The 16042-nt window shown below is 73.8% G+C and carries 15 protein-coding genes and 1 riboswitch; of the genes, 7 read left to right on the forward strand and 8 right to left on the reverse strand.

Going from position 1 to position 16042, the window contains the following annotated elements; genetic code table 11:
- Positions 1–8: 8 nt before the first annotated feature.
- Together cobN and ACIBD9_RS21945 are read right to left on the reverse strand one after the other, a co-directional pair.
- Positions 9–3677 carry a cobaltochelatase subunit CobN gene (gene cobN, locus ACIBD9_RS21940; RefSeq protein WP_396720265.1) on the reverse strand — a complete coding sequence of 1223 codons (3669 nt, stop codon included), beginning with the start codon at positions 3675–3677 and terminating at the stop codon, positions 9–11.
- 334 nt (positions 3678–4011) lie between these two features.
- A riboswitch (cobalamin riboswitch) is annotated at positions 4012–4141 on the reverse strand.
- Between the two features lie 258 nt (positions 4142–4399).
- Positions 4400–4735: a hypothetical protein gene (locus tag ACIBD9_RS21945; protein ID WP_396720267.1), complete on the reverse strand. Its 336-nt coding sequence runs from the start codon at positions 4733–4735 to the stop codon at positions 4400–4402.
- Positions 4736–4864: 129 nt separating this feature from the next.
- Between ACIBD9_RS21945 and ACIBD9_RS21950 the strand changes: the two genes are divergently transcribed.
- Positions 4865–5446 carry an RNA polymerase sigma factor gene (locus ACIBD9_RS21950; RefSeq protein ID WP_396720269.1) on the forward strand — a complete coding sequence of 194 codons (582 nt, stop codon included), beginning with the start codon at positions 4865–4867 and terminating at the stop codon, positions 5444–5446.
- The gene (locus tag ACIBD9_RS21955) at positions 5439–6149 is read left to right on the forward strand and encodes a hypothetical protein (RefSeq protein WP_396720271.1); all 711 of its coding nucleotides are present in this window, start codon (positions 5439–5441) and stop codon (positions 6147–6149) included. The genes ACIBD9_RS21950 and ACIBD9_RS21955 overlap by 8 nt, the downstream gene beginning before the upstream one ends.
- Here the strand turns inward: ACIBD9_RS21955 and ACIBD9_RS21960 are convergent.
- The gene (locus ACIBD9_RS21960) at positions 6086–6505 is read right to left on the reverse strand and encodes a hypothetical protein (protein WP_396720273.1); all 420 of its coding nucleotides are present in this window, start codon (positions 6503–6505) and stop codon (positions 6086–6088) included. The two genes, ACIBD9_RS21955 and ACIBD9_RS21960, sit on opposite strands and share 64 nt — an antisense overlap.
- 1 nt (position 6506) lies before the next feature.
- Here ACIBD9_RS21960 and ACIBD9_RS21965 point away from each other — a divergent pair, with 1 nt between their 5' ends.
- Both ACIBD9_RS21965 and ACIBD9_RS21970 read left to right on the forward strand, forming a co-directional pair.
- Positions 6507–6788: a hypothetical protein gene (locus ACIBD9_RS21965; RefSeq protein ID WP_396720275.1), complete on the forward strand. Its 282-nt coding sequence runs from the start codon at positions 6507–6509 to the stop codon at positions 6786–6788.
- A gap of 31 nt (positions 6789–6819) precedes the next feature.
- Positions 6820–7488: a hypothetical protein gene (locus ACIBD9_RS21970; RefSeq protein ID WP_396720277.1), complete on the forward strand. Its 669-nt coding sequence runs from the start codon at positions 6820–6822 to the stop codon at positions 7486–7488.
- A gap of 114 nt (positions 7489–7602) precedes the next feature.
- Here the strand turns inward: ACIBD9_RS21970 and ACIBD9_RS21975 are convergent, their stop codons facing one another.
- Complete coding sequence (locus ACIBD9_RS21975; RefSeq protein WP_396720279.1) at positions 7603–8499, reverse strand: aldo/keto reductase; 897 nt, start codon at positions 8497–8499, stop codon at positions 7603–7605.
- Between the two features lie 73 nt (positions 8500–8572).
- The gene (locus ACIBD9_RS21980; protein ID WP_396720281.1) at positions 8573–9835 is read right to left on the reverse strand and encodes an MFS transporter; all 1263 of its coding nucleotides are present in this window, start codon (positions 9833–9835) and stop codon (positions 8573–8575) included.
- A 160-nt stretch (positions 9836–9995) separates the two neighbouring features.
- Here ACIBD9_RS21980 and ACIBD9_RS21985 point away from each other — a divergent pair, with 160 nt between their 5' ends.
- Positions 9996–10985, forward strand: coding sequence for a LacI family DNA-binding transcriptional regulator (locus tag ACIBD9_RS21985; protein WP_396720283.1), 990 nt, complete (start codon positions 9996–9998; stop codon positions 10983–10985).
- Between the two features lie 90 nt (positions 10986–11075).
- Positions 11076–11777 (forward strand): alpha/beta hydrolase, encoded by a 702-nt coding sequence (locus tag ACIBD9_RS21990; protein ID WP_396720285.1) that lies wholly within the window; start codon positions 11076–11078, stop codon positions 11775–11777.
- Between the two features lie 156 nt (positions 11778–11933).
- Here ACIBD9_RS21990 and ACIBD9_RS21995 read toward each other — a convergent pair whose 3' ends face one another.
- Together ACIBD9_RS21995 and ACIBD9_RS22000 are read right to left on the reverse strand one after the other, a co-directional pair.
- Positions 11934–13058, reverse strand: a complete 1125-nt coding sequence (locus tag ACIBD9_RS21995) for an aromatic acid exporter family protein (protein ID WP_396720287.1) — start codon at positions 13056–13058, stop codon at positions 11934–11936.
- Between the two features lie 635 nt (positions 13059–13693).
- Entirely contained in the window at positions 13694–14323 is a 630-nt protein-coding gene (locus ACIBD9_RS22000; RefSeq protein ID WP_396720289.1) for a TetR/AcrR family transcriptional regulator, read from the reverse strand.
- Between the two features lie 67 nt (positions 14324–14390).
- On the opposite strand from ACIBD9_RS22000, the gene ACIBD9_RS22005 reads away from it, so the two are divergent.
- Positions 14391–15554, forward strand: a complete 1164-nt coding sequence (locus ACIBD9_RS22005; protein ID WP_396720291.1) for an FAD-dependent oxidoreductase — start codon at positions 14391–14393, stop codon at positions 15552–15554.
- Here the strand turns inward: ACIBD9_RS22005 and ACIBD9_RS22010 are convergent.
- Positions 15524–15991, reverse strand: a complete 468-nt coding sequence (locus tag ACIBD9_RS22010) for an NUDIX domain-containing protein (protein ID WP_396720293.1) — start codon at positions 15989–15991, stop codon at positions 15524–15526. The genes ACIBD9_RS22005 and ACIBD9_RS22010 overlap by 31 nt on opposite strands.
- Positions 15992–16042: the final 51 nt, after the last annotated feature.

Below are 16042 nucleotides of genomic sequence, written 5' to 3' on the forward strand. Positions count from 1 at the left end.
CCTCGCGCTCACACCCGGTCCTCCAGGTCGCCCTCGCTGGCCAGGTACGTGTCGCGCAGGCGGTCCAGGGTGGCCGGCTCCGGCTTGGCCCACAGCCCCCGGTCGGCGGCCTCCAACAGCCGCTCGGTGATGCCGCGCAGCGCCCACGGGTTGGACTGCTCCAGGAACTCCCGGGTGGTCTCGTCGAAGAGGTACGCGGCGGCCAGATGCTCGTACATCCAGTCGTCGACCACTCCGGCGGTGGCGTCGTAGCCGAACAGGTAGTCCACTGTGGCCGCCAGCTCGAACGCGCCCTTGTAGCCGTGCCGGCGCATCGCGGCGATCCACTTCGGGTTGACCACCCGGGCCCGGAACACCCGCCGGGTCTCCTCACCCAGCGTGCGGGTGCGCACGTCGTGCGGCATCGCCGAGTCACCCACGTACGCCGCCGGTGACGTGCCGGTGAGGTGGCGGACCATCGCCACCATTCCGCCGTGGTACTGGAAGTAGTCGTCGGAGTCGACGATGTCGTGCTCACGGGTGTCCTGGTTCTTCACCGCCACCGCGATTCGGGAGAACGAGCGCTCCATGTCGGCGCGCGCCTCCCGCCCGTCCAGGCCCCGGCCGTACGCGTAGCCGCCCCACACCGCGTACACCTCAGCCAGGTCGGCGTCGCTGCGCCAGGTCCGGGCGTCGATCAGGGGCAGCAGCCCCGCGCCGTACGCGCCGGGCTTGGAGCCGAAGATCCGGGCGGTGGCCCGCCGCTCGTCGCCGTGCTCGGCGAGGTCGGCGGTGACGTGCGCCCGCAGGTAGTTCTCCTCGTCCGGCTCGTCCAGCGCGGCCACCCGCCGCACGGCATCATCGAGCAGCGCCACGACGTGCGGGAACGCGTCGCGGAAGAAGCCGGAGATGCGCACGGTGACGTCGACGCGGGGCCGGCCCAGCTCGGCGGTCGGCACCACCTCGATACCGGTGACCCGCCGGGACCGGTCGTCCCAGACCGGCCGGCAGCCCAGCAGCGCGAGCACCTCGGCGATGTCGTCGCCCTGCGTCCGCATGGCGCTGGTGCCCCACACGGTCAACCCCACCGAGCGGGGGTACGCGCCGGTGTCGGCGAGGTGCCGGGCCAGCAGCGAGTCGGCGAGGGCCACCCCGACGTCCCAGGCGTTGCGGCTGGGGATGGCCTTCGGGTCGACGGAGTAGAAGTTGCGGCCGGTGGGCAGCACGTTGACCAGACCCCGGGTGGGTGAGCCGGACGGGCCGGGCGGCACGAACCTCCCGTCCAGCGCCCCGAGGGTGTGAGTCAGCTCGTCGGTGGTCCGGTCCAGTCGGGGCACCAGCTCGGTGGCGGCGAAGTGCAGCACCGCGGCGACGTCCGGGATCGACTGACCGGTCACCTCGGTCACCACGGCGTCGACCGCGTCCACGGCCCAGTCCAGGGTCTCCATGCCGACGACCAACCGCCGCGCGAGGGCCTCGATGAGGTCGATCGCGTCGGCGGCGGTGCCGGCCGGCCCGTCCACCACCTCGGTCAGCGCCGCAGGCAGAGCCAGTCGCTGTCCCGGCGCCGCGAGCAGCTCCTGCTCGTCGAGGGAGTACGCGACGGCGAGGGCCTGCCGCAGGCCGGGCAAGGCCCGGGCGCCGCCCCAGATCTGCGGGGCGCGCAGCACCGCGAGGACGAGGTTGACCCGTGGCTCGCCGGTGGGCGCGTCGGCGAGGATGTGCAACCCGTCGCGGATCTGCACGTCCTTGACCTCGCACAGGTACCCGTCGAGGTGCAGCACGAAGTCGTCGAAGTCGTCCGCGTCGGGCATCGCCTCGGCGTGCAGGTCGTGGTGCAGTTCGGCGGCGCGCACCAGGTCCCAGATCTGGGACCGCACGGTGGGCACCTTGGCCGGGTCGAGGGCCTGCACGGTCGCGTACTCGTCGAGCAGTTGCTCCAGTTTGGCCAGGTCGCCGTAGGTCTCGGCGCGGGCCATCGGCGGGACCAGGTGGTCGACGACCACGGCGTGCGCCCGCCGCTTGGCCTGGGTGCCCTCGCCGGGGTCGTTGACGATGAACGGGTAGACCAGCGGCAGGTCGCCGAGGACGGCGTCGGGCGCGCAGTCGGCGGCCAGGCCGAGGCCCTTGCCGGGCAGCCACTCCAGGGTGCCGTGCTTGCCCAGGTGCACCACGGCGTCCGCGCCGAAGCCGCCGTCCGCGACGGGCGCGGTCAACCAGCGGTACGCGGCCAGGTAGTGGTGGCTCGGCGGCAGGTCCGGGTCGTGGTAGATGGCGATCGGGTTCTCCCCGAAACCGCGCGGCGGCTGGATCAGCAGCACCACGTTGCCGAAGCGCAGCCCGGCGAGCACGATGTCGCCGCCGTCGGTGTACAGCTCGCCCGGCGGCTCACCCCAGTGCTCCCGCATCCGCTCACGCAGCTCGACCGGAACCTGGTCGAACCAGCGCCGGTACGTCGGCCCCGGTATCCGGGCCTCGGCGGCGGCCAACTGCTCCGGGGTGAGCCACTCCACGTCGTGGCCACCGGCGGCGATCAGCGCGTGGATCAGCGCGTCGCCGTCGTCGGGCGGTGGCGTGTCTCCCAGGTCGTAGCCGGCCTCGGCCAGCGCGGCGAACAGCCGGACCGCCGAGGCCGGGGTGTCCAACCCGACGGCGTTACCGACCCGGGAGTGCTTGGTGGGGTACGAGCTGAGCACCACGGCGACCCGCTTGTCGGCGTGCGGGACGTACCGCAGCCGGGCGTGGCGCACGGCGATCCCGGCGACCCGGGCGGCCCGCTCGGGGTCGGCGGCGTAGACCGAGAGCCCGTCGGCGTCGATCTGCTTGAACGAGAACGGCACGGTGACGATCCGGCCGTCGAACTCGGGGATGGCGACCTGCATGGCGGCGTCCAGCGGGGACAGTCCGGCATCGCTGTCGGCCCACTGCGTGCGGGTGCTGGTGAGGCAGAGTGCCTGGATGACCGGTACGTCCAGGGCGGCCAGGGCGCCGACGTCCCAGGCGTCCTCGTCGCCGCCACCGGAGGCGTCCGCGGCGACCGCACCGCCGGCGGCGAGCACCGTGACCAGCAGCGCGTCACAGCGGGCGAAGAGCCCGAGTGGGCCGGCGCCCGTGGTCAGCCCGCGTAGCGAGCCGCAGAAGATCGGCAGCGGGTTGCCGCCGGCGTTGTGGACCGCGTCCGCGAGTACGTCGACGAAGTCGGTGTTGCCGGCGAGGGCGTGCGCCCGGTAGAAGACGATTCCCACGGTGGGCCGGTCCGGGTCGGCGGGATGTTCGCCGTGCACGCCGTACGCCGGGGTGGGCGCGGGCGGGGCGAACCCCTCGCCGGTGAGCAGCACCGTGTCGGACAGGAACCGGGCCAACTGCCCCAGGTTGTCCGGGCCGCCCTCGACCAGGTACGCCAGCGCCTGGGTGACGACCCCGGACGGCACGGTGGAGATGGCCATCAGCTCGGCGTCGGGCAGCGCCTCGCCGCCGAGGACGACCGTCGGCACGCCGGTGGCGAGCACCGCGGCGAGGCCGTCCGGCCACGCCTGCCGACCACCGAGCAGGCGTACGACGACGAGGGCGACCCCGTCGAGCAGGGCGGGCACCTCCTCGACGGTGACTCGGGCGGGGTTGGCCAACCGGTAGTCGGCGCCGCTGGCGCGGGCGGCCAGCAGGTCGGTGTCGGCGGTGGACAGCAGCAGGATGCGCACGGTTGGCTCCGGAAAGTGACGTCCTGGGCCCCAACGGGGGCGACCGGGACGATGCGGGTGGGTACGGCGTCAGCCGGTACGACGGCCCGGGTGAACGACGTACCGACGCGGGCGTCGGGGCCGGTCAGCGGCGGGCGTTCGGCTCAGCGGTACCGGAGGCCAGCGACCTGGCGCACGCCGCTGCGGCCGGCCCGAGGCGCGCGGGCGCGGCCGGTTCCGGGCGCGCTGCGGCGCCCTGCGCACAAGTTATGACGATGCTCGTCGATGAATGAGACGCCGTGCGTCATCGGTTCCTCCTCGGGTGTCCACGCCCTGGGGTACGTCCCGACGGCCGAAGTATCCTGGCTTCCGGATCGACGCTCTCCCCCGGCCTTCCAACCGCAGACACACGGCCGTGACTCACGAGGGGGGATCGCTCCCCGGTGACAGTGGCGGGACCGCGTCGGAATCGCACCGACTTCCTTCACTGCCGTCAGGCCGCGAATGCTGCCACACCGCCGCGCCGCCGGTCAACGCGGACCCCGCCACCGCTCGGCCACGACCACCACATTGACCTGCGAAAATGTTGCCGTGCGGGTTGCTTCTCGCCGACGGCGGGCTGTTGAGCTGGCTGGTCGGTGGCGACGTGCTCCATGGCGGGGCGGTGTGTGGGCAATGTCCTTTGGAGCTGATGTCGTAGACGATTCATCCCCGGGGACAGTCATGATCCGCTGACTCGTGTCTTAGCGGGAGTGGCGTTCCGGGTGGGCCCGGCTCCACGTCCGCATGCGTTCCGGGTAGCCGGTGCGCGCCGCCTCGTACAGCGGCACCGCGTGCTTGCGGGCGATGGTCCCGGCGGCGCGGGGCGTTCCGGTACGGCGCCGGATCCACTCGCCGTCGTGGGCGATCGCCACCACTGTGGTGTCCGTCGCGGTGGTCTCCGGCTCCAGGTAGAACTCCACCCCCTGCCGGGTGGCCACGAACGCCTCCAGCGCCGCGAGGTCGTCGCGGGTCGCCTCCCGATCCAGCTTCGTCGGGGTCGCCCCGGCACCCCGTGACCGGCGATTGAACCAGCTCATGCCCCCGCCCCTCTCCTCGACGCCCCTCCAGTGCAGCACCGATTCCTGGCAATACGCTGCACGCCGGGTGGGAGAGAGCTGACCTGCGCCGGTAAATCCGTGTGGAACCCGCGGCGGGTGGGCGGTGTCATGAGTGTGATCCGAACGGAGGCTCCCCTGGACGACGAGGCGCTCGTCACCCGCGCTCGGGCAGGTGACCTGGAGGCGTACAACCTCCTGGTCGCCCGGCACACCGCGTCCGCGTACCGGACGGCGGTGCTGCTCGGCGCGGGCTCGGACTCCGAGGACGTCATCCAGGAGGCGTTCGTGAAGGCGTACCGCAAGCTGTCCCGTTATCGGGGTGAGTCGTCCTTCCGATCATGGCTGCTCGCGATCGTCGCCAACGAGACCCGCAACCTGCACCGGTCGCGGGGCCGGCGCGACGGGCTCGTCCTGCGGGCCGCGACCGCGAACCCGGCGGCCGAGATCGCCGAGGACGGGGCCGTCGGCGCGGTCCTCGCCGGGGAGCGCCGGGCCGCCTTGGTGGAGGCCCTGCGGCAACTGCCCGTACGGGACCGCGAGGTGATCGTCTGCCGGTACTTCCTCGATCTCACCGAGGAGGAGACGGTGGCGGCTCTGGGCTGGCCCCGGGGAACGGTGAAGTCGCGTACGTCCAGGGCGCTGGCGAAGCTTCGCAGCCTGCTCGACCGTGAGGAGGTCCGGCATGGGTGACCTCGAACGGGAACTGCGTGATCTGTCCGCCTGGCTGGAGACCCCCGAGCCGCCCGACGTGACCGCTCGCGTCCGCGCGCGGGTCCACCGGCCCACCCGCCGGTGGCGCTCGCTCGCCGTGGCCGCGCTCGTCGCCCTGATCGTGGCGGTGGTGCCACCGACCCGCGCCGCCATCGCCGACGCCGTCACAGGGCTGCTGCGCTTCGCCGGTGTCAGCATCGCCACCTCGCCCGCGCCGACGCTGCCAAGCGCAACTCCGTCCCCGTTGCCGGCGCAGCGGGCCGTCGCCCCGGACGAGGCGCAACGGTTGGTGCGGTTCCCGATCCGCCAACCGGCGACGCTGGGCCCGCCCGAGCGGGTGCTGGTCGCCGACCCGGACGAGACCGGCCGGTACCGGGTGGTGGCCCTGCTCTACGACGGGGGCGCGCTGCGCGTCGACGCGTTCGACGGTCGTCTCAATCTGGCCTTCCACAAGGAGGTCAGCTCGCCGGGAGTGGCCTGGACCCACGTCAACGGCGACTTCGCCATCTGGGTGGACGGGCCACACGTCCTGTCGTACGTCGATCGCGCCGGACAGGTCCGCGAGGAGACCGCCCGACTCGCCGCCTCGACGCTCATCTGGGAGGAGGGCGACGTGACCTACCGGATCGAGGGCGCCCTCAGCCGGGCGGAGGCGGTCGGGATCGCCGAATCACTGCCGTAGGGAACCCGGCGGGCCCGGCCGGTGTCATGACGATGCGACGAGTCGTCGACGGGTACCGGAAGGGGCGAGATGGTTTCACGGGGCAAATTGCTGCTGGCGGCATCGGTTCTGCTGGCGGGCTGCACGACCACGACCAGCGGTGGTTCGGCCGCGCCGACGAGCGGACGCACCACCGCATCGAGCGCGGCGACGTCGAGCGCGACCACATCGAGCGCGGCGACGTCAAGCACCACCGGGTCGAGCGCCGCGACGGGCTGCGGTTCGCGGGTCGAGACGGGTTCACTGCCCGACTGGGCGGACGCCGGCTTCAGCGGGGACGCGCGGATACCACACGTCTTCGGCGCGAAGGGTGACATCGTGGCGGTGCTGTTCGCCCACCCGCTGCGGCAGGTCCGGACGGACGGGTCGAACAACAAGATCCTCTGGGTGGCCCGCGCCGCCACGACCTCGCCCGACCCGACGGCACCGGCAACCCTGGTCATCACCGCGACCCTGGACGGCGCCGACACCCGGGTGAGCCGGGAGGTCGCCGGCGGTCCGGGCCCATCGATCATCGACCTGCCGCAGGCCGGGTGCTGGCACCTCGACCTGCGCTGGTCCGGGCACACCGACACCATCGACCTGGTGTACGCCCCCTGAGCCGGCGCTCGGGCCGCCTAGGCTTCCCGACGTGCCCACGGACGCTCGGGCGGCGGCGGCCCGCAACAACGCCGAATGGTGTGACATCGTCTGCGGCAGCCACGGGCTGGTCGGGCGTACCGACGACGAGGCCTGGTCGGTCCCCCGCCGGTCGCCACAGTGGTACCCGGACGCGGTCACCCTGCGACCCGGCGTCGACGCCGAGGCTCTGCTGGCGCATATCGACGCGGGGCCCGGCGCGTCGGTGAAGGACAGCTTCGCCGACCTCGACCTGTCCGGGTACGGGTTCCGGGTGCTCTTCGACGCCCAGTGGATCCACCGCCCCCCGACGGCAGCACCCGTCGACGCGCCGCTCACCCCGATCCGTACACCCGAGGGGTTGGCGGCCTGGGCGGCGGCACACGGCGGCGGCGAGCTCTTCCGCCCGGCGTTACTGGCCGACCCGCGGGTCCGGATTCTCGCCCGCCACGACGACCGGGGCGCGGTCACCGGCGGTGCGGTGCTGAACGGCGGCGACGGCCGGTACGGCGTCTCCAACCTGTTCACCCGCACCGCCGACCCCCGGAACATCTGGGACGGGGTGCGCGCCACCGTCCCCACCGCGTCGCTGCTCGGCTACGAGCCCAACCCCGACCTACCCCCGGCCCTGGACGCCGGCTTCCTTCCCACCGGCCCCCTCCGAGTCTGGCTCCACGACTGACCCACCTCCGTTGATCATGAAGTTAGCGACACGACACGCCGACAGCGGTGGCGATAACTTCATGATCGACGGCGGGGACGACCGGACGGCGCGGAGGGCGGAGGGCCGGGCGGGTTAGGGCAGGCGGGTGAGGTCTTCGGGGGTTAGGCGCAGGGCTGCGGCGGCGATGTTCTGCTCCAGGTGGGTGGGGTTTGCGGTGCCGGGGATGGCCAGCACGTGAGGGCCCTGGTGCAGGGTCCAGGCGAGGCGTACCTGCTGCGGGGTGACGCCGTGCGCGCGGGCGACCGCCTCGACGGCCTCGCCCTGGGCGGCGCTCGCGCCCGCCTCCCGCCCGGTGCCGGCCAGCGCGAAGAACGGCACGTAGGCGATGCCCCGCTCACCGCAGAGCCGCACGAACGCGTCCTGCTCCCGGTAGGCGTCCACCCCGTAGTTGTTCTGCACGCAGACCACCGGAGCGATGCCCGCCACCTCGTCCAATTGCTCGGGCCGGACGTTGGAGAGCCCGAGGTGCCGGATCAGCCCGGCGGCCCGCAGCTCGGCGAGCGCGCCGAACCGATCTGCCAGCGGCACCGGGCCCGGCCCCCGGCCGAGGCGCAGGTTCACCACGTCGAGCTGGTCGCGGCCGAGCCGGCGAAGGTTCTCCTCCACCTGGGCCCGCAACTGCCCGGGGGTGTACGCCTCGGTGAAGCCTTCCTCCGGGTCGTACCCGAAACCGACCTTGGTGGCGGTCACCAGATCCTCCGGGTACGGGGCGAGCGCCGCGCGGATCAGCTCGGTGGCGTAGCGGGCCGGGCCGGTGCCGACGCGTAGGGTGCCGCCGGGCGAGACGTAGAACGCGGCCGTGTCGATGTGGTTGATGCCCAGCTCCATGGCGCGGCGCAGCAGGGCGACGGCCTGGTCGGGGTCGGGGTTCGCGGTGATCCGCATGGAGCCGAAGCCCATCCGGTGCACGGTGCGGTCGCCCAGGGTCCAGGTGCCCGCCGCGGCGGCGCTGATCTTGTCGGTTGGCATCGGGCGACCGTAACCAGCCCGGGTGCGCGGCGCAGTCGGCCACGCACCCGATACCGCCCGATGGCGAAGTGGGTTAGTTTTTAGCTACCGACGAAGCCGTTCCGGCGGGGTGTGGCGGGCGCAGCACCGGCACCAGCAGCAGGGTCGGCAGCAGCAGCAGCGGCACCGCCAGCAGCGCGCGCAGGGTGCCGACCTCGTCGCCGATCAGCCCCAGCAACGGCGGGCCGCCGAGGAACGCGGTGTAGCCGATCACCGCGACCACGCTCACCCGCACCGCCGCGTGCGCCTCGTCGTCGGCCGCCGCGCTCATCCCGACCGGGAAGCCCAGCGACGCACCGAGGCCCCACAGCGCGACGCCGATGATGGCCACCGGCCCGGAGCCCGCCAGCACGGCCAGGCCGGCGCCGACCACGGCGAGCCCGATGGTGCCGCTGAGCACCGGCACCCGACCCCACCGGTCCAGCGCGATGGTGCCGGCGGTGCGCCCGACGGTCATGCCCACCACGAAGACGGCGAAGACCGCCGCGCCGGCCGCCTCGCTCAAGTCCCGTCCGTCGATGAACGCAACGGCCAACCAGTCGTTGGCGGCACCCTCGGTGAACGCCGCCACCAGCACGAACAGCCCGATCAGCAGGGTGCGCGGCTCCCGCCAGGCGGCGAGTTGCGCCCGGCGACGGGCGGCCGGGGTGGCGTCCGCCGGGTCACCGGTGTGATCGCTGCCCACGGGCAGGAACGTGCGGGCGGCCAGTGCGGTGCCGGTCAACACGACCACCGCCACCGCGACAAGGTGCGCGCCGACCGACACGTCGAACCGGGCCGCCCCGGCGCCGAGCGCCGCTCCGGCCACCGAACCGAGGCTCCACCCGGCGTGGAAACGGGGCATGATCGTACGGCCCAGCCGCCGTTCCACCGCCGCGCCCTCGACGTTCATCGCCACGTCGCAGGCGCCGGAGCCGTAGCCGAGGGCGACCAGTCCCAGGGCGACGATGGCGAACGACCCGGTCATCGTGGCGCCCAGCCCCGCCACGGTCAGGCCGACCGCGACCAGCACCGTGGCCATCGTGACGGTGCGGGCCGCACCGAATCGCTGGGCGAGCAGGCCGGAGGTGGGCATGGCCAGCAGCGCGCCGACGCTCATCGCCAGCAGCAGCAACCCGAGTCGGCCGGCGGAGAGGTCCAACGCCTCACGGACCGCCGGGACGCGGGAGAACCAGCTGCCGACGGCCAGCCCGTTGAGGGTGAAGGTGACAGCGACGCCGTTGCGGGCGAGCCGCACCGTCCGCAGGGTCGGCGATGCGAAATCCGGGGCTACGGGTCGACTGGTGGGGGCGCTCACGAGGGTAGGTCCTCTTTCTCGGGGTGATCTCCTGGCACGATCGCACACCTGAGAGCGCTACCACCACAAGCGGCAACCGCCCCTTACCGCTGCTGGTCTGGCCGGGGCATGATGTGAGCAGGCGTTGGTCCGACCGGACGGGCCGCCGCAGGAGGCGACGATGACGACAGCGGCACACCGACCGGCCACCCTCGAGGACGTGGCCCGGATCGCCGGGGTGTCCCGGTCCACGGCGTCGCGGGTGATCGCCGGCACGGGCTTCGCCTCGCCGGCCGCCCGGAAACAGGTCACGGCAGCCGTCGACCAGCTCGGCTACGTGCCCAACCCGGCCGCCCGGGCGCTGGTCCGCGGCGGCGGCGTACGCCTGGTCGTGGCCGTTCTGGGCACCAGCGCCGCGGTGCTGGACGACCCGTACGTGCACCAGGTGGTCGGCGCGGCCGCCCGGGTGTGCACGCCCGCCGGTGTCGGGGTGGCGCTGTACTGGCTGCCGTTCGGCGACCCCCGCAGCCTCGACCAACTCGACGGGGACCGCAGCGTGTGCGGGGTGATCCTGGTCAACACCACCGAGGAGCTGCTGGAGGCGGTGCCCCGGTCGCTCCGCGGTCGGGTCGTCTCGATCGGCGTCGGCTCACCGACCGTGCCCTCGTTCGACGTCGACAACGCCGCCGGCTCCGAAGCGGTACTGCGCCACCTGTACGCCTCGGGTCGCCGCCGGATCGCCATGGTGACCGGCCCCCGGTGGCTGCCCTGCGCGCAACGCCCGGTGCAGACGTACCGCCGACTCATGGCCGAGGCCGGCCTACCGGAGCGGATACTGCCCGGGGACTTCAGGGCGCCGCGCGGCCGAACGGCGGCCGGCGAGGCGCTGCGCCGCTGGCCGGACATCGACGCGATCTACGCGATCAGCGACGACACCGCGCTCGGGGTGATCGCGGGCCTGCGGGACGCCGGCGCGCGGGTGCCCGGCGACGTCGCGGTGGCCGGCTTCGACGACATTCCGTTGGCCGGGATGACCGCCCCGGCGCTGACCACGGCGAGTCATCCGGTGGGGCGGATCGCCGGCGCCGCGGCCACCGCTCTGCTGGACGGACGCCCGGCGGCTCCGGTGACCCTCTTCCCGTCCGCCCTGGTGGCGCGGGCCAGCGCCTGAGTCGACGCTCGGCTGAGAACGCTTAGGTTAACCCCGCACGGGCCGGGTAACCGCGTCGGACCTTTCGTCCACCGCGAGGAGCGCCAACCCGTGTCCGACTCCGCGCCGTCGCACTGGGACTCGCCGCCGAGCCCTCGGGACGGCCGGTTGACCGCCCGCCGCCACCCGCCGGTGGCGCCGGGACGCACCGGGCTCGTGCCGATGGCCGGCCCCGACGGTGACCGGGTGGCCCTGGGGTACGCCCCGGAGCCGGCGGCCGACGGTTCGGCGTACCGGTTGGTGCTACTCCTGCACGGTGCGGGCGGCTCGGCCCGACAGGGCCTGGACCTGCTGTTGCCGGTCGCGGACGCGCAGCACCTGCTGCTGGTCGCCCCGGACTCGTCGGCGGCCAGTTGGGACCTGATCGCCGGCGGCTTCGGGGCGGACGTGGGACGCATCGACGGGCTGTTGGCGACCGTCTTCGGCACCTACCCGGTGTCCGACGTGACGGTCGGGGGCTTCTCCGACGGCGCCTCGTACGCGCTGTCGCTGGGCCTGGCGAACGGGGACCTGATCGACGCGGTGCTGGCCTTCTCCCCCGGTTTCGCCGCGCCACCGGTCACCCACGGCCGGCCCCGGATCTTCATCTCGCACGGCGTCGACGACCGGGTGCTGCCCATCGACGTTTGCAGCCGCCGCCTCGTCCCCCGCCTGCACGACCTCGGCTACGACGTGACCTACGAGGAGTTTCCCGGCGGCCACGACATCCCCTCCCCGATCCGCGATTCCGCCACCACCTGGCTAACCACCTAACCCGCCCCGCCCCGCCCCGCCCCGTTCGCCCCGCCCCGCCCGGTCGATCATGGAGTTGTGGTGGGCAATTGATGCCGAAGAGTGGCTTGCGGGAGGCACCACCAGTCCTTGATCGACCCGGAGCGTCGGTGGATGGCGGCTCTGACCGTCCGGGCGTCAGACCGGGGGGAGGCCGAGGGCGTCGTCGACGCGGGCGAGGACGGCGGCGTCGTCCTCCGGGTTGACGCCCCGCAGCAGGTCGATGGCCGTGGCCCGAACCTGACCGATGATCATCGCCAGGGGGAGGGTCTGTGTGGAGCCGAAGAGCTGCCCGGCGGCGTGCACCGCGGCCAACGCCGACTCGTCGGCCCGGGTGGCGTGCCGGTCGGCGGTCTCCTCCTGCCCCTCCAGGTCGGCGGCCAGAGCGGCACCGGCCTGGCGGACCGCCTCGGCCAGCGACCGCAGGGCGGCACCCAGCTCGGCCGGGGCCGGCGTGTGCAGTCGGCTGAGGGTCACGCCCGCACGGGCCAGCACCCGGACGTTACGGACGGCGTAGTCGATCTGCCGGATCGACTCGTCCACCGAGCGCAGCCGACCGATGTGCTGACGTCGACGGACGTTGAGCCGCAACGCCTCACCGGCGGCCAGCACCCCGTCGCGCAGCCCGTCCACCCGGGCGTCCATCCCCCGGGCCTGTTTCAGCGCGGCGACCGCGGCCGGCTCGTCACGGTGGTCCAGCGCGTCGGCGATCCCGCCCAGCAGCCCGGCCAACTCGTCGAAGGTCCGCCGCACCTCGGCGACCAGCGGGGCCAGCGGGTGCCGGGCGTCGACCAGCAGGCTGGCCGCGAGCGCGACCACGCCGCCGACCAGCGCGTCGACGAAGCGGAACGGCACCAACGACCCGTCCGGCGGTGCGACCACCACCAGATAGAGCGCGGAGACCGCCGCCTGCACCAGCGTCACGCCGGTGGCACCGAAGGCCACCGCGAGGAGGACGGTGAGCAGGATGACGGTGAAGACCGTCCAGGTGCTGCCCGGGCCGAGCGCCTGCACCACCAGGTCCGCGACGAGTACTCCGGCGGCGACCCCGAGGACGACCTCGACGGCTCGGCGGATGCGCTGCCCCCGGGCCTGACCGAGAACGATCAGCGCGGTGGCCGGCGCGAAGAAGGGCTGCGGGTGCCCGAGCAACCGGGTGGCCAGCAGCCAGGCCACGGTCGCCGCGACGGTCGCCTCCAGCACCGGCCGCCAGCCGTGCCGCAACCGCCCGCCGGCCGTCCGCAGGCCGCTGAACCCCACCATCGCCCACCCTCTCCCACCCACGCCAGCCGCCCCGCCCCGCCCGCCCCGGTCCGCTCCGCCCCGGTCCGGTCCGGCACCACCAGCTCACCGCACCACGCCGCCGCGCGGCACCACACCGCACCGCCGCCTCACCGCACCGCACCGCACCACCGCCGCCACACCGCACCGTCGCCACCGCACGGCACCACGCCGCACCGCCACCGGCTTACAGCGGCAGACCACCCACGCCCGACACCACACCGCCGGCTAAGCAGCACGCCGTCCACTCCCCCTTTGGAGCTGATGCCGTAAACGAATCAGGCTCGATGTCGTAAACGATTCAGCTCCAAAGGGCCTACCCACGGCACCACGCCGGCGGCGCACGGCATCCCCAGGCGATCGTCTCCCATCACGCGTCGGACCTGATCACCGGGCTGCTCCGCGCCCCCGCCCGGGTGCCAGCACGCCGACGGGCCCGCGCGCCCGACGTACCCGCCAAACCCCGCACGCCGCCAGGCCCGCACACGGCCGGGCAGGGGCCGCACACGGCCGGGCCCGCGCGCCGGTCGGGCCCGCGCGCCGGTCGGGCCCGCGCGCCGGTCGGGCCCGCGCGCCGGTCGGGCCCGCGCGCCGGTCGGGCCCGCGCGTCGGTCGGGTCAGGTTCCGGTGAGGGCGCGCAGCAGCGTACGGACGGCGGCGCTCAGGTCGGCGCGGCTGGCGGCGGTGCCGGGCTGTGGGGCGCAGAGCGCGCCCGCGCCGGCCAGTCGGTCGAAGAGCAGCCCGTCCACGAACGCGACGAACTGGTCGCCCTGCCGGTCGGGGTCGGTGGCCCCGGCCCGGGTCAGCAGGTCCCGGGCCTGCACCCGCAGGCCGGTGCCGTGCTGCAGGATGCCGCGCAGCTCGGGCCGGTGCACCGCCTCCAGTAGGCAGGCGTAGCGGGTGAGGCTCCGGCTACGTCCGACGCTCAACCACCGGTCGAGCACCTCGGCGACGCCGGCGGCGAGCGCGTCGAGGTCGTCGCTGTCGAGCCGGGGGGCGGGGGTCGGGGGTGGCGGGCCGGTCGGCAGGTCGTACGCGGCCAGGTCGGCCCGGTCCCTCTCGGCGAGCCGTCCCACCACGGCCTCGATCAGCGCCTGACGGGTCCGCAGGTACGCGGAGGTGGTGCCCGGCGGCAGTCCGGCGCGGCCGTCGACGGCCCGGTGGGTCAAAGCTCGCATGCCACCGTCGGCGATCAGTTCGATGGCCGCGTCGGTCAGCGTCGCGATCCGGTTCGCCCGCGCCGTCATGGCACTCCTTCCTTGTGGTGGTCCGGAGGTAGTATCACTCTTCTACAGGTGTAGAAGGAGGGTCGACATGGACGACTCACACGCGGTGGTGGTGGGCGCCGGCATCGGCGGGTTGAGCGCGGCGCTCGCCCTGCACCGGCACGGGTGGCGGGTAACCGTGCTGGAGCGCGCCCCCGAGATGCGCGAGGTCGGTGCAGGCCTGAGCCTGATGGCCAACGCCGTACGCGGGGTGGACGCCCTCGGCCTGGGCCCGGCCCTGCGCCGGGGTGGACACGGCGAGGCGCCCGGCGGGATCCGCAACCGGCACGGGCGGTGGTTGTCCCGGGTGGACGCGTCGGAGATGATCCGGCAGCTGGGCACCACGGCGCTGGGCGTACACCGGGCCACTCTGCACCGCACCCTGCGCGAGGCCCTGCCCGCCTCGTCCCTGCACACCAGCGCCACGGTGGAGCACGTCGAGTCCGGCCCGGACCGCGCCGAGGTGCGCTATCAGGGGCCCGACGGCGCGCACACCCTCACCGCCGACCTGGTGGTCGGCGCCGACGGCCTGCGCAGCCGGGTCCGTGCCCAGCTCTGGCCGCAACACCCCGGCCCGGTGTACGCGGGATCGACGACGTGGCGAGCGGCCATCGCGTTTCCGGACCCGATCCCGGCCGCCATCACCTGGGGACCGGGAGCCGAATTCGGCATGGTGCCGATCGGCGACGGCCAGCTCTACTGGTACGGGGCGGTGAACGCCCCGCCCGGCGGCCACGCCCCCGACGAGTTGGCGGCCCTGCGGGAGCACTTCGGAGACTGGCACGACCCCATCCCGGCGCTTCTCGCGGCGACCCCACCCGACGTCGTGCTGCGCAACGACATCCACTACCTGCCCGCGCCGCTGCCCTCGTACGTGCGCGGACGGGTGGCACTGCTCGGCGACGCCGCCCACCCGATGACACCCAACCTCGGGCAGGGCGCCGGGCAGGCCATCGAGGACGCGGTGGTGCTCGGCGCGGTGTGCGCCGGCGGCGCGGTGGAGGTGCCGGCCGCCCTGGCCGCGTACGACGCGCAGCGTCGACCACGCAGTCAGTCCGTTGCCCGGGCCTCCTACATCGCTGGGCGGTTCGGACAGCAGCTGCACAACCCGATCGCCTTCGCGATGCGGAGCGTCGCGTTGCGGCTCACCCCGGGCCGGGTGGCCCTGCGCAGCATGGCCCGCTACGCGGACTGGCGACCCCCGGCGGGCTGAGCCGGCTCCGTGGGCATCCGACCGGTGGCCAGAGCGGCGTACTCGGGTGAGGCGAGGAACTCGGTCAGCACCTCCACCGTGCCCGGCGTCCAGGGGCGACCGTCGAGCACCTCGTCGCCGGGCACGAAGAGCATCGCCGCGCCCTCACCGAGCACCACGTCCTCCTGCCGGGCCCGGGTGGTGCCGAGAAAGTAGTGCTTCATCCTGGCCAGCTCGGGCAGCGTCTGCACGGCGATCGGGTGCAGTGGCCCGTCGGCGCGCAGCCCGGTTTCCTCCCACAGCTCCCGATCGGCGGTCTGCTCCGGCGTCTCCCCCGGCTCGCCGTGGCCGCCGGGCAACCCCCACACGTTCGGGTGGTGCGGCGCGTCGCCGTCGCGCAGTTGCAACAGCAGCTGCCCGTCGGGATCCACCAGCAGGACGCACGCGACAATTCTCATCCGACCAGCCTACGGCCGACGACAAACCGTCGTGGCCCCAAAGCTCCAGAA

The sequence above is a fragment of the Micromonospora sp. NPDC050784 genome, assembly GCF_044456765.1.
Lineage (GTDB): Bacteria > Actinomycetota > Actinomycetes > Mycobacteriales > Micromonosporaceae > Micromonospora > Micromonospora foliorum.

Coding starts and splice junctions, on each gene's coding strand:
- ACIBD9_RS21985 (WP_396720283.1), top strand. CDS start 9,996: ATGACGACAGCGGCACACCGACCGGCCACCCTCGAGGACGTGGCCCGG.
- ACIBD9_RS21995 (WP_396720287.1), bottom strand. CDS start 13,058: ATGGTGGGGTTCAGCGGCCTGCGGACGGCCGGCGGGCGGTTGCGGCAC.
- ACIBD9_RS21955 (WP_396720271.1), top strand. CDS start 5,439: ATGGGTGACCTCGAACGGGAACTGCGTGATCTGTCCGCCTGGCTGGAG.
- ACIBD9_RS22005 (WP_396720291.1), top strand. CDS start 14,391: ATGGACGACTCACACGCGGTGGTGGTGGGCGCCGGCATCGGCGGGTTG.
- ACIBD9_RS22000 (WP_396720289.1), bottom strand. CDS start 14,323: ATGACGGCGCGGGCGAACCGGATCGCGACGCTGACCGACGCGGCCATC.
- ACIBD9_RS21950 (WP_396720269.1), top strand. CDS start 4,865: ATGAGTGTGATCCGAACGGAGGCTCCCCTGGACGACGAGGCGCTCGTC.
- ACIBD9_RS21975 (WP_396720279.1), bottom strand. CDS start 8,499: ATGCCAACCGACAAGATCAGCGCCGCCGCGGCGGGCACCTGGACCCTG.
- ACIBD9_RS22010 (WP_396720293.1), bottom strand. CDS start 15,991: ATGAGAATTGTCGCGTGCGTCCTGCTGGTGGATCCCGACGGGCAGCTG.
- ACIBD9_RS21945 (WP_396720267.1), bottom strand. CDS start 4,735: ATGAGCTGGTTCAATCGCCGGTCACGGGGTGCCGGGGCGACCCCGACG.
- ACIBD9_RS21960 (WP_396720273.1), bottom strand. CDS start 6,505: ATGTCACCCTTCGCGCCGAAGACGTGTGGTATCCGCGCGTCCCCGCTG.